This is a genomic window from Capnocytophaga sp. oral taxon 878 (genome assembly GCF_002999135.1).
Lineage (GTDB): Bacteria > Bacteroidota > Bacteroidia > Flavobacteriales > Flavobacteriaceae > Capnocytophaga.
In genome coordinates this window covers 2163446-2176096 of sequence record NZ_CP027229.1, presented here as the reverse complement: position 1 = coordinate 2176096, position 12651 = coordinate 2163446, and the positions used below count along the sequence as shown (strand labels likewise).

Sequence of the window (12651 nt, the reverse complement as noted above, 5' to 3'; positions counted from 1 at the left end):
TATTAATTCTATTATCATAAGGCTTTAATTTGCCCCTATTTGTGCTTTTAAGTCTGTTATTTGTAGTTCCCACAGCCGTTTGGCGTCTTCTATTTCGCTCGAAGGCGCAAAATCGGTAATCACCAGCACCACTTCATTCGTAAGCGCATTTACTCTGATGCGTATCTCAAAAAAAGTAGTAGCCTCACTATCCTCTTCCCAATGAAAACGTATATGATCATCCAACTTCTTATGCCATAACTGAGCGTTCTCTTCCACTCCATTCCACACAAAAACATAATGATCTTCGTATGCACGCACATCATCAGCATACCACGACGCTAAACCTGCTGGGGTCGATATATATTGGTAGAGCAGCTGAGGTGAAGCTTTTACAGGTACTTCAATTTGGTATTTTTCTTTGTTTTCCATAAAATATCGCTTATTTGGGCGCAATATACAACTTTTTTTTCAAACCACAACAAAATTAACCCAAAACCACCCACACCTCTCACCCCCTTCCCCTTCCCTCACCCTCTTATCTCTCACCCCTCACCTCTTACACAAAATTCATCTTTTCCCCATTTTCATTGCCAAAATCTTAAAAATTACCACCCCCTCCCTATCCCCTATCTCTTAACTCCTCTTCCCTAATAATCAGCCCCTTCCTCCCCACCCTCTTACCTCTTATCCCTTACCTTTTACCTATTTTAAACGAACCTATAACGAACTATAAACGAACTGTAAACGAAGGATAAACGAAAAACCACTGATAATCAGTTCTTTTACTCCCCAACGCTCCCTTTGAAAAATTCGCAACAAAAACCCAAAAACATTACATTTTCCTCAACCTCTCACAGCCAACAAAAAAAGACGCTGGTATTAAAAAAATAACTCCTATTTTTCCAATACCAGCGCCCTGATAAGCATACCCACACCCCCTTATAGGAAAGGCGAAAAAAGACGCGCAAAGCGCTCTCCCAGCTGCTTCAGCCAGCTGCGCTTGCGCCAACTACCAAGGGTCAGCAGCTGCGCATCCTTTAAATCATCGTAAAAAATACGTTGCAAATCCCCCGCCACCGCCTTGTTATACACAAGCGCATTCACCTCAAAATTCAAACTAAAACTCCGCGCATCAAGGTTCGCCGTCCCCACCGATGCCACCTCACCATCAATCACAAAAGTTTTCGCGTGTACAAAGCCCCTTTCATATCGGTACACCTGTACCCCCGCCTCCAAAAGCTCCTCAAAAAACGATTCGCTGGCAGTATGCACAAACACCGAATCCCCCTTTTTAGGCACCAACAGCTTCACCGCCACCCCACTTAACGCAGCAATAACCAGCGCCTCCTGTAACGAAGTATCAGGAATAAAATAAGGCGTCGTAATCAGTATTTCCCGCTTAGCCGCATATATCAGCTGCACCGTAGCATACAGTATATTAGGCAAATCCGAGTCCGCACCACTGGCCACTATTTGTGTGAAAAAATCCGTAGGGTAAGGCTGTATACCTATCGGGAAATAAGGAGTGCTAATAGCCACATCCTCACCACTACAAAAGTTCCAGTCCTGCAAAAACACAGCCTGCAGTATATGCGCCGAGTAGCCCCTCACTTTCAAATGCGTATCACGCCAATACAGCCCATTACCCTCATCATTATTGTATTTATCACTAATATTGATGCCCCCCACAAAAGCCGTATACCCATCCACCACCACTATTTTTCGGTGATTTCGGTAATTCATCCGGTTAGCCAACTTCACGAAAGTAATTTTGTAGAACGGAAAAGCCTGCACCCCACAAGCCCGCAACTCACGCACAATGTTCTTCCTAATGCCTTGGCTGCCAAAATCATCGTAAATAAAGCGCACCTCCACCCCTTCACGCACTTTCTGTATCAAAATATCCTTAATCGCATTACCTATGCGGTCATTCTCATAGATGTAATATTCAATATGAATATGATGTTTCGCCTCGCGCAAGGCAGTAAGCAGTTCAGGAAAAAGGTTCTCACCATTACAGATAACCCTCACCTCCTCATTAGGGATAATAGTAAGGCGTTTTTCAGTATGAGCTAAAAAATGCAAACTCTTTTCATAAGGCGCAATCGCCGAAGTGTCCAGCCCCTCCAAGTACTTGCGTATCAGCGGATACATACGTTCCAGCTGCTTCCTAAAAGCTTGGTCTACCGTCAGTTTTTTATGATATATTTTATGCTTCCTATAATTAATGCCAAATGAGAAATAAAAAATAGCCCCCAGCACTGGCACGAAAATCACCAGTAGCAGGTAGGCTAAACTTTTGCTCACCGAGCGCGTATCCCACACTATCCGCAGGCATACCGCTATAATCAATAAGATATAAGCAATTTCATATATCAGGAAAAGCTTCATTCTCGGGCTTGTAGGGCTACTTTTGTACCTTTTTCAATAGAAGATGTATGGTAGAAGAAAGTTTTGTTATTATCAGCAGCAATAGCCTCAATAAGGTAATAAGCCCCTTGGTAGTAGCAGTGTTGTACCACAGCTTGCCAGTCAGTACGTTCAGGCGCTATAGTTATTTGCTGTGGCTTGAAAAGTTTATCTTTATACCAACTTACCTCGCCAAATAACGAAGCCGTATAAAAGTCAGTATTTTGAGCGTAAATGGTAAGAGTATCCCCAAAGTGCAGTAGTTCACCATCACGCATAATAAGGGTTTTGTCTGAAAAGGAGAGCGCATCGCGCCCATCGTGAGTAGCCACCACACAGCTTATATTTTGCTCTTTAAGATAGGCGAAAAGGGTGCGTTGTAGGTCATTTTTTCTAAAATTATCCACCTGACTAAAAGGCTCATCCAGTAGCAGTAGTTTAGGCTCTTGGGCTAAACTCATAGCCAAGGCTACGCGTTGTTTTTCCCCACCACTAAGGTTCAGTGCCTTTATAGGGGCGAAGCGTTCCATACCCACTAAGGTAAGCAGCTGTGTAACGCGTTCTTTTTTATAATCCAAATCAAGGTTGGAGATAAATTTACCTACATTTTCAGCAACAGTGTGATAAGGTCCAAGTCCAAAGTCCTGCGCCAAGTACTTCATCGTACTATGTCCTGGCACCAACTGATGGGCAGGCCCCCACACCCTTTGGTTATGAAATCGCACTTCACCCTCTTTCAAATCGATAAGGCCATAGATAGCCTTTAGCAAGGTACTCTTACCACAACCACTTTCACCCATTAATGATAAAAGCTCCCCTTGTGGCAACTCAAATGAAATGTTGCGCACAATGGGAGCTTTGTCATAAGCAAACGTAATATTATTTACTTCAAGCATTATAAGCTATTAGTTGTTACTTCTGTTTTAAATCGCAGATTTAAACTGCTCTAAGAACCGGATATCATTCTCATAGAACATACGGATATCGCCTATTTGGTACAATAACATAGCAATACGTTCTACCCCCATACCAAAAGCAAAACCGCTGTACACCTCACTATCGATGCCACAGTTTTTAAGTACATTAGGGTCGGTCATACCACAGCCCATAATCTCTAGCCAGCCGGTACCTTTAGTAATGCGGTAATCTACCTCATTATTTAGCCCCCAGTAGATATCTACTTCGGCACTAGGTTCGGTAAAAGGGAAGTATGAAGGGCGCAAGCGTATCCTTGATTTGCCAAACATTTCTTTGGTGAAGTACAACAAAGTCTGTTTCAAATCAGCAAATGAAACATCTTTATCTATATATAAGCCTTCTACTTGGTGAAACAAGCAGTGAGAGCGAGCAGATATAGCTTCATTACGGAACACACGCCCTGGAGAAATAGTGCGTATAGGCGGCTGATGTCCTTCCATATAGCGTATCTGTACCGAGCTGGTATGGGTGCGCAGTAATATATCGGGGTTGGTTTGGATAAAGAAGGTGTCCTGCATATCACGAGCGGGGTGGTATTCTGGCAAGTTCAGGGCAGTGAAGTTATGCCAATCATCTTCCATTTCAGGCCCGTCGGATACGTCAAATCCTATATTAGCAAATATATTTACTATTTCGTTTTTTACTAATGAAATAGGGTGGCGTGCCCCTATAGGGGTAGGGGTAGCAGGACGACTCAAATCGCCGTAGATGCCTTTGCTTTCGGTACGCTCCTCCAAAAGGTCGCGCAGCTCTTGCACCTTGGCTTCGGCTTTGTTTTTTAGTTCATTTACTACCTGCCCGAAGGTCTTTTTCTGTTCATTAGGTACTTCTTTAAAGGCAGTAAAAAAATCATTCAACACCCCTTTTTTGCCAAGGTACTGAATGCGGAATTGTTCAAGTTCGTCTTTTGTTTTTGCTTTAAACGCCTCGATTTTAGCAATGTGTTCTTTTATTTTATCAATCATCATAATAGGAGAATGATTCATTTAGTTCTTTTCTGGAGTGCAAAGGTACAAAATAATTTAGAATTAGCAATTAACAATTAACAATAATCTGCCCTTTAGGAGACTGTTATAAGTTAAAAATTAAAACATCTATTTTGAAAAGCAAGTTAAAAAATACACATAAATCAACTGTAAATCAGCAGTAAAGGGTGTTTTTATATTACTAAAAGTAGCTTCTAGGCAAGTTACCGGCAAGTTAAATCTATGCCCAAATTGGGACATATCTCATATACCGAGGAGCTGTGTTTGGATCAACAGGTTTTATTAAATTTTTGCCTTGTACTTCTTTTATTAATCGCGAAACCATTCCAGATGATGATGTTTTGAGTCCGAAACGCTCTCTTAGAGAGGAATTAGACATAGCCTCACCTTCAATGTATTTTATACAAGAATGTAAATAAGTAGACCATATACGGTCATCGGTTTGAATATTGACAAAATCTAGATAGGAGAACAAAGAAACGCGGGTTGATTCTTGATATACATTGATACGAGGAGCGGGGAGGTACATACTCTCACAACTGATGACCATTCTGTCCCATCCTCTTCCAAGTTCTTCACACATACGCAGGCGACGCATAATAGAAGCGAGTTTCTCATTGCGTGATTTTGGAGGATTATCAATGATACGCATCACATCGACTAATGGTACACCAGGATTGGTTACTTCTACGCGGTTATCAAACAGTTCAATCACAGGACCTGCGCCTGTAATGTAAAAATCTTGGTGTATTACTGCATTAGCAATACTTTCTCTGATAGCAGGAAGAGGGAATGTACTTACGGTGCGTAACTGTATTTCTTTAGGATCTTCTATTGAGGGGAGGAGAGTGTTTACATACTTGACAGCTTTTTCTAAACTAGTAGCATATCCCTCATTAAAAGTCTCCTCTTTAAGGATTGTTTGGCGATTATGTTTGTCATATTGCACTACACGAATAGCTTTACGTCCTAATCTTGAAAATTCTAATAAATTCTTAGCTAATAGAATTGCACCAAGGTTGGTTATAGCATAAAGAGTATTGTCTTGTTGAGCAAGAAAGCCCTCTTGTAGTAAATAATGTATTATCAGCTCTGTTTCGTCGGGGATTGGTATGTGTAGTAAAGTGAAATAGACTTCATAGTTGAGCAAGCGAAGTACTTTTTTATCAGTTAAACCAGTCATTGAATAAGTTTCTTCAAATTGACTGTTACGTAGCTTGTCCCAGAGTTGTGCTTGGAGAGTAGGAAACTCTATTAACTTTTTGGTGTAGCTTCCTGAACGGATGTAGTCTACTTTTTCAAAAGTTACAGGAACTCCCTCTGCGCGAGTTATTATAATTAGCTCTATATGTTTTCCTTCAATTTCTACTTCTTGAAATTCAAAATTGGCATTTGCAGAAAGCATATAGCGCAGCCAATTCTCTAATTCTTGATTACCTTTCTTTTCATTTTTTAATCTGACAGAGGTGCCTATTATCTGATGTGTAGTGTCATCTACACCCCATATCATATAAGCGTGGTTGCGGTCGGCAAGTACAGTACTATTTGCAAGGGCACTGATATCCTGACCAATCATCTGTGGTAAGCAATTGTTATGTTTGAACTCAACCCACCCTGACTCATTGGGTAGTTTACATAGTTCTTTGATAAGTAAATCTAAGTTTTCCATTAGTTTTTTCTTTTTAATGTTCGTTCATCATCTTTATTTCCCTTTGAATGATTTATCTGTGTCTTCCCACTCTGAAAAAAAATCTTATAGGCAAGTTACCGGCAAGTTAAACAGTATTTATTAAGCAACTGTAAATCAGTAGTAAAGGGTGTTTTTATATTACTAAAAGTAGCTTCTAGGCAAGTTACCGGCAAGTTAAAATTACTAAAAGTTATATTCATTGAGATTTAACTTACTAATGGGACTGGTATTAAAATATGAATGTAGTAACAATTAATTTAGAAAAAGGGGTTATTGGTTGGCTGTTTTGTAGGAGCGCCATTTTTCGATGCAGGCTTGCATATCTTGGGGGAGCTCACTATCAAAACTTAGGAATTGGTGTGTTACGGGGTGCTCAAAGCCTAAGGTTTTGGCGTGTAGCGCTTGGCGAGGTAGTACTTCAAAACAGTTCTCGACAAACTGCTTGTACTTGGCAAAGGTGGTGCCTTTTAGTATTTTATCGCCTCCGTAACGCTCGTCATTAAATAGGGTATGCCCGATGTGCTTGAGGTGTACCCTTATCTGGTGGGTGCGTCCTGTTTCGAGCTGGCAGGCTATGAGGGTTACGTACCCAAAACGCTCTAATACTTTGTAATGGGTAACGGCTTCTTTGCCGTGTGAGCCATCGGGGAAGACGGCCATTTGTAGGCGGTCCTTTAGGTGCCTGCCTATATGGCCGCGTATGGTGCCTTCATCGTTTTCTATATTGCCCCATACTAAGGCTATGTACTGGCGCTGTGTGGTTTTGTGAAAGAACTGCTGGGTGAGGTGTAGCATTGCCTCTTCGGTTTTGGCTACTACTAATAGTCCGCTGGTATCTTTATCGATGCGGTGTACTAAGCCAGGGCGGTTACTGCTGTTATTGGGCAGATGCTCGAAATGATACACTAAGCCATTGATGAGGGTGCCGCTGTAATTACCGTGACCAGGGTGTACTACCATACCGGCGGGCTTATTGACTACCAGTAGGCTATCGTCTTCATAAACGATGTTAAGGGGTATGTTTTCGGGTACTAAGAGGTCGTTATGAGGAGGGTGGGGGAGGAGTACCTTTACCACATCGTTTGCCTTGACGCGGTAGTTGGATTTGACGGGTACGCCATTGACGAAGATGTTACCTTCCTTGGCTGCCTGTTGTACCTTGTTACGGGTGGCATTCTCTACGAAGTTCATCAAGAATTTATCTACCCGCAGGGGTTCTTGTCCCTTGCCGGCGGTAAAGGCGTAATGCTCATAGAGGGTGGGTAGGGTTTCTTCTTCTAAGCCCCAATCATCAAAATAATCTAACTCGGGTGTGTAGTTTGTATCGTCTTCTTTCAATCTTAAATTTATTTGCTAATTGAAAATAGCCACCTTGGGCAATGGTGCCAAGGGGGAGGAAGTGTAGGGTGTTTTGGCTTTTATTGACCTATGAGTTCTTCAATAGGGATTTCGGTAGGGATGGTATCACGTATTTCTAATCCGTTACCGCAAACAAGGTCGATGCGTGAAGTTTTGATGAGTTTGTCGCCAGGTTGTACTGGTTTGCCGTCGTACAGGAGTTCCAGTACCATATCTTTGCCTATATCATCGACATAGGTGATGGTGCCTATGGTAAGCCCTACGGATTGGAGGGTAGCTTCGGCACTGCGGCGTGTTACTTGTATTACTTTGGGTACGGTTACCTTATGATATCCTTTTGGGTTGATATTTAGGTATATTTTGCGGTTTTCTTTTACGCGCTCATTAGGTTCGGGGCTTTGGCTAATGACTGCCAAGGGGGGGTATTTGGGGTTGTACTCGGTAGAATCGAGGACTTCCCAGCGCAGGTTTTGCTCTTCGAGGAGCATTTGCACCTCGGTGAGTGATTTTTTGGCAAGGTTTGGCACTACGATGAACTTGCCGTGATCGGTATAGAAGTTGAGCAGTTGTAGGGCGCCCCATACGATTACTACTAAGGCAACCATAGCGAGGGCTAACTGCCATAGCAATATGCGTCCTGATTTTTTTATAAATTCTTTGAAAGCCATTTTCTTATAGAGTGAAATTACAAGGGGCAAAAGTACGAATAATTTTTCAAATGGCAAAAGCTAAAAAAAGAGGTTATTCCTAATTAAAGAATAACCTCGGTACAATTATTTGGGATTTATTTAAACTCTTCTTCAGTATAAGTGGCACGTACTTCAACCTCTTTATTATCTTTAAGAGTTCGTACCTTATAGCCTATAATTACAGCTGATTGTATTAAACTTTCGGGAGTGGGAGATTTTAGATAATTGATGAAGGATTGATAATTATCAATTGTTTTTATTTCATTTCCTAATGCACCTTCTCCAATAACTACTTTTACATATCCTTTATTGAACCAATTTTGTACAGTTTTGTCATAAATAGCTTTTATATTGGCATTAGTAATATTTTTTTTAGCTAAATTTATTTCTAAAGAACTATCAATGTGATTTCTTGTGGCTTCAGCACCTATGTTTGTTTCAATAAGTAGGTAAGCAATCCTACCATAATCTACACTACTTACATAAACTGGTTCTGTATCTCCTATATTAGTGAGCTTGCCCCATTGTTCAGGAGCTTGTGCATTCATAGTAAGGTTGTATAAAGGCTGAAGAACTTTTACAACTACAAATTCTTTTCCTTGAACACGAAATTTAAAAGGTTTGTAGTCAAAACGAAGGTCAATAAACTTTTTAAAAACATCAATACCTGAATGTAAATGTAGTATTTTTCTAAAACTTTCGACAGTACTTACAGCCTCACTTGAATAAGTCATATAAGTAGGAGTGTTTTGATAGTCTATTTTATCAGTATTATCTTTAAGTAGGTTATTAATTTTTTGGCGGAAATCACTAAGTATAGGTTGTCCTTTTACTTTTACATTTAAATCCTTTCCTTGTAAAGAAGTAGAGATGGTAATATCATTAGGGTTTGTTAGTGCGATAGGATCATATTTTCCTTCCATAAATGAATCACCTCGCAAAACACTACCAGGATAAATGACATCGGCATTTTGCATACCCACTACTTCCATAGGGCTAAGAACTACTTGCTTACGGGTGGTAATAAGAGTTTTACCACTATAACTTGTCCAGTTTCCCTCAGTAGCAATTACCTGATCGGGTTCTTTAGCAAAATGTACTGGTTTGAGATTGGCTAATTGCTTAGCGATAGGCTCAGTAGGTTCGTTATCATTTTTTCCACAAGCTACAACTAAAGTTAAAATTGTTAGTGCTACTATTTTAAAAAAAGACTTTTTCATACAATTGTTAACTTATAAAATTATTATTCACGTACTATTCTTTGTTAGATTTGTATTATTTTTTCACTACAAAAATACAATAAAAATAGTAGAGAGCAAGAGGTAAAATGAGTATTAACACTTAATTAACCTTTACAAAAAGAATTGTAAAGCAATTAACATAGAAGTAACACTTTAGAGTGTTAAAAAATTAATAAATAGTTACATTTTTAAGATTAATTTTCTATTTCTTTTTTTCTGATGGCTCCAAAGGCAAGGGCTTGAGAGAGGGCGAGGCAGAGGCTGAACATCATACCGCCCCAGAAGCCGTGTACTACGAAGCCTTTTACGAGTTCGCCGGCTAAAAGTATTATGATGGCGTTGATGACCAGCATAAAGAGCCCTAAGGTTAAAAAGGTAATGGGTATGGAGATGATTTCCAATACGGGGCGTACTACGGCATTGAGTATGGAGAGTACGAATGAGACTAAGAGGGCGGAGTAGAAGCTCTCGATATGAGCGCCTGCATTAAGGTTGCCTAAGAGAAAGACGAGGGCAGCGGTGATGAATATTCCTATAAGGTATCGCATAAAAAATGAATGGTTTTAGAGTAAAATTCGGTGGGGTTTTGGGCGTGTAACCAGTGTCCGGCGCCGCTTACGGTATCGATAAGGGCGTTTGGGAAATGGGCGTGTATAAGGGGCTCATCACTGGGCATTACGTATTCGGAGTGTTCGCCTTTGAGAAAGAGTGTTTTGCCGGAGTAGGTATTGCCATAAGGCAGTTCGGCTCCTATTTCGATTTCGTTCTCGATCAGGGCGGGTAGGTTTAGGCGTAGTGCGAGTTTTTTGGGGGCTTGCCAATAGAGGTTTTTGAGCAAAAACTGCCTAACGCCCATATCGGTTACGTAGGCGGAGAGGGCTTTATCGGCTTGGGTACGTGAGTGAATGGTATCGAAGTTAAGAGAGGCTAATCCTTTGAGGCAGGCTTCGTGGTGTAGGGGGTAGTATTTGGGGGCTATATCGGCTACTATGAGGGATTGTACGAGGGAGGGGTTTTGGGTGGCGAAGAGCATAGCGGTTTTGCCTCCCATAGAGTGCCCAAGTAGGTGGAAATGGCTGAGGTTATGGGCGTTGGCGTACTCCAACAAATCATTTGCCATAAGGGGGTAACTGAAATGTGGGGAGTGGAAACTGTGCCCGTGGTTGCGCTGGTCGATTAAATGTACTTGGAAGCCGGCTTCGGCGTATTTGAGTCCTAAAGAGCGCCAGTTATCGAGCATTCCGAGGAATCCGTGTAGTATGACAAAGGGGGTTCCTTCGCCTATGATTTGAGAGTGTAACATTTTCAATGAACAATTAGTTTAGTGATTGATAATTTGTGTTGATTGCGCTGCAAAGGTATGAAAAAAATATTAAAAAGCAAGGGGGAGTTAGGGGATAGGGGGTAGGGGATAGGAGATAGGGAGGGGAGGAGTTAGTGAGTAGGGGATAGGGGGAATGAGGAAAATGCAATGTTTTGGGGATTTTGTTGTGAATAATGCAAAAGGAGGGTTGGGTGAGAAGAGGGTTGATTATCAGCGGTTTTTTGTTTATCCTTCGTTTATAGTTCGTTTATAGTTCGTTATAGGTTCGTTCAACCTAAGGGATAGCTGGGGGATAGCTGGGGGATGGCTGGAGGAGGAATGGGCTGATTATTAGGGGAAAGGAGTTAGGAGATAGGGGATAGAGTGGGGAAGGGGATTTTTGCATTATTGGCAATGAAAAAGGAAAATAGATGAATTTTGGGCAGGAGGTAGGGGTAGGATGGTTATTTTTTAAGATAGATTAAAAATATTCTTGGTTTTTTATTCGATGTATGTCGTTTTTTCGGTGTAATTTTGCGGCGTCAAAAAAAGATATATTTATGCGAAGACTTATTTTATTTTTATCTGTTCTGTTAATGGGTTCATTTACAGCGTGGTCGCAGTCTCTTTCCTTTGAAGAGGCTATGGAGCAGATGCGGGGAGGGAACCAAAAACTAAAGGGGATAGATAAACAAGCCCAAGCGGCTAAGGCTAATGAGAAGGCGATGCAAGGGTTGTACTTGCCACAGCTGAGTATTAATGCGAGTTATATGCATCTGGCAGACCCGCTGTATCTTAACTTAAATGAGTATAAGGAGCCTTTACAGAGAGGTTTTATGGGATTTGCGGGGCAGGTGCCGGCTCCTATGCGTCCGCTATTGACGCCGTTAATGGGAAGGTTGCAGCCTCTTTTTGGTATGGATTGGCGTTATAAGTTTCAGGAGCAAGACATTTGGAAGGTGAGTGCCGATGCAAAATGGGTGCTTTTTGCGGGAGGAAAGGTGCGAGTGGCTAATAAAGTAGGGAAACTGAGTACTGAAATAGCCGAAGTAGAAGCTAAAAAGACAGAATATGCGTTGATTTCGGAATTGGCGGAGCGTTATTTTCAAGTGCAGCTGGCTCAAAAAGCGTTGGAAGTGCGGAAACAATCGTTTATGACGGCAGAACATCACTATGAAAATGCCAAGAAATTAGAAAAGAATGGTATGATAGCTTCGGTAGAGGTGATGCAAGCTAAAAAGGCTGTTACCGATGCTAAGCGCGAGGTGATGGGAGCAGAGAAGGATATACAGCTGGCACAAACGGCTCTGTATGGTGTAATGGGTACTACCGAACAACCACTTACTACCCTTACAACAGAACTCTTTGAAGTAGCGCCATTACAACCGCTTAGCTACTATCAGCAACAAGCCAAAGAGAACTATCCTACGATAGTGCAGGCTAAACTAAAAGCCCAACAAGCTACCCAAGGAGTGAAAGCCCAACAAGCGGCTTACTTGCCCGATGTAGCGGTAATAGGCAAGAAATACTTGTGGAGTGATAACCTCCCCTTAACCGAACCCGATAATTGGGTGGTAGGAGTAGGCTTGCAATGGAACTTATTTAACGGCTTGCAAGATAAGCATAAAATAAGCCAAGCCAAAGCAATGCGCGAGAGTGTAGAACTCATAACCGCACAAGCCGAAAAAGATGTACAAACCTTGGTGAAAAAACAATATACAGAAATAGAAAAGCAACGTGAACAATACCTCAGCTTGGAAGAGAGTTTGCGTTTTGCTGAAGAACTGGTACGTGCAAGGGATAAGGCTTTTGCAGAAGGGCTTTCGACCTCGACAGATGTAGCTGATGCGAACTTGTACTTGGCATCTATCAAAATAAAACGATACCAAGCTCTTTTTGAAATGGACAAAACGCTAGCCCAACTACTAGAAACCTGCGGGATGAGCGATACTTTTAAACAACAAACAACAGCTAATAAATAACAGCTTTTGTATTATACATAACTCTTAACTAA

General features: G+C 41.4%; 11 protein-coding genes. 1 reads left to right on the top strand and 10 read right to left on the bottom strand.

Features of this window, described 5'->3' with window-relative positions:
- Positions 1 to 24: 24 nt before the first annotated feature.
- The 10 genes from C4H12_RS09820 to C4H12_RS09775 form a co-directional block, all read right to left on the bottom strand.
- Positions 25 to 411: an START-like domain-containing protein gene (locus C4H12_RS09820; RefSeq protein ID WP_106098763.1), complete on the bottom strand. Its 387-nt coding sequence runs from the start codon at positions 409 to 411 to the stop codon at positions 25 to 27.
- Positions 412 to 921: 510 nt separating this feature from the next.
- A complete protein-coding gene (gene cls / locus C4H12_RS09815; RefSeq protein ID WP_106098762.1) occupies positions 922 to 2373 on the bottom strand; it encodes a cardiolipin synthase in 1452 nt (483 codons plus the stop codon).
- Positions 2370 to 3287 (bottom strand): ABC transporter ATP-binding protein, encoded by a 918-nt coding sequence (locus C4H12_RS09810; protein WP_106098761.1) that lies wholly within the window; start codon positions 3285 to 3287, stop codon positions 2370 to 2372. Before C4H12_RS09810 ends, cls begins: the two co-directional genes overlap by 4 nt.
- 27 nt (positions 3288 to 3314) lie before the next feature.
- Complete coding sequence (pheS, locus tag C4H12_RS09805) at positions 3315 to 4337, bottom strand: phenylalanine--tRNA ligase subunit alpha (RefSeq protein WP_106098760.1); 1023 nt, start codon at positions 4335 to 4337, stop codon at positions 3315 to 3317.
- Positions 4338 to 4575: 238 nt separating this feature from the next.
- Positions 4576 to 6024, bottom strand: coding sequence for an ATP-binding protein (locus C4H12_RS09800; protein WP_106098759.1), 1449 nt, complete (start codon positions 6022 to 6024; stop codon positions 4576 to 4578).
- Between the two features lie 291 nt (positions 6025 to 6315).
- Positions 6316 to 7383 (bottom strand): RluA family pseudouridine synthase, encoded by a 1068-nt coding sequence (locus C4H12_RS09795; RefSeq protein WP_106098758.1) that lies wholly within the window; start codon positions 7381 to 7383, stop codon positions 6316 to 6318.
- An 80-nt stretch (positions 7384 to 7463) separates the two neighbouring features.
- The gene (locus tag C4H12_RS09790) at positions 7464 to 8072 is read right to left on the bottom strand and encodes a PASTA domain-containing protein (RefSeq protein ID WP_106098757.1); all 609 of its coding nucleotides are present in this window, start codon (positions 8070 to 8072) and stop codon (positions 7464 to 7466) included.
- A 116-nt stretch (positions 8073 to 8188) separates the two neighbouring features.
- Positions 8189 to 9313, bottom strand: a complete 1125-nt coding sequence (locus C4H12_RS09785) for a thiol-activated cytolysin family protein (protein WP_106098756.1) — start codon at positions 9311 to 9313, stop codon at positions 8189 to 8191.
- 215 nt (positions 9314 to 9528) lie between these two features.
- On the bottom strand, positions 9529 to 9882 hold the full coding sequence (locus C4H12_RS09780) for a phage holin family protein (RefSeq protein ID WP_106098755.1): 354 nt from the start codon (positions 9880 to 9882) through the stop codon (positions 9529 to 9531).
- Positions 9867 to 10637, bottom strand: a complete 771-nt coding sequence (locus C4H12_RS09775) for an alpha/beta fold hydrolase (RefSeq protein ID WP_106098754.1) — start codon at positions 10635 to 10637, stop codon at positions 9867 to 9869. Before C4H12_RS09775 ends, C4H12_RS09780 begins: the two co-directional genes overlap by 16 nt.
- A gap of 560 nt (positions 10638 to 11197) precedes the next feature.
- Between C4H12_RS09775 and C4H12_RS09770 the strand changes: the two genes are divergently transcribed.
- The gene (locus tag C4H12_RS09770) at positions 11198 to 12619 is read left to right on the top strand and encodes a TolC family protein (protein ID WP_106098753.1); all 1422 of its coding nucleotides are present in this window, start codon (positions 11198 to 11200) and stop codon (positions 12617 to 12619) included.
- Positions 12620 to 12651: the final 32 nt, after the last annotated feature.

Excerpts from the sequence above, each read along its gene's own strand:
- cls (WP_106098762.1), bottom strand. The coding sequence starts at position 2,373 with ATGAAGCTTTTCCTGATATATGAAATTGCTTATATCTTATTGATTATA.
- C4H12_RS09790 (WP_106098757.1), bottom strand. The coding sequence starts at position 8,072 with ATGGCTTTCAAAGAATTTATAAAAAAATCAGGACGCATATTGCTATGG.
- C4H12_RS09800 (WP_106098759.1), bottom strand. The coding sequence starts at position 6,024 with ATGGAAAACTTAGATTTACTTATCAAAGAACTATGTAAACTACCCAAT.
- C4H12_RS09785 (WP_106098756.1), bottom strand. The coding sequence starts at position 9,313 with ATGAAAAAGTCTTTTTTTAAAATAGTAGCACTAACAATTTTAACTTTA.
- C4H12_RS09770 (WP_106098753.1), top strand. The coding sequence starts at position 11,198 with ATGCGAAGACTTATTTTATTTTTATCTGTTCTGTTAATGGGTTCATTT.
- pheS (WP_106098760.1), bottom strand. The coding sequence starts at position 4,337 with ATGATGATTGATAAAATAAAAGAACACATTGCTAAAATCGAGGCGTTT.
- C4H12_RS09810 (WP_106098761.1), bottom strand. The coding sequence starts at position 3,287 with ATGCTTGAAGTAAATAATATTACGTTTGCTTATGACAAAGCTCCCATT.
- C4H12_RS09775 (WP_106098754.1), bottom strand. The coding sequence starts at position 10,637 with ATGTTACACTCTCAAATCATAGGCGAAGGAACCCCCTTTGTCATACTA.
- C4H12_RS09820 (WP_106098763.1), bottom strand. The coding sequence starts at position 411 with ATGGAAAACAAAGAAAAATACCAAATTGAAGTACCTGTAAAAGCTTCA.
- C4H12_RS09780 (WP_106098755.1), bottom strand. The coding sequence starts at position 9,882 with ATGCGATACCTTATAGGAATATTCATCACCGCTGCCCTCGTCTTTCTC.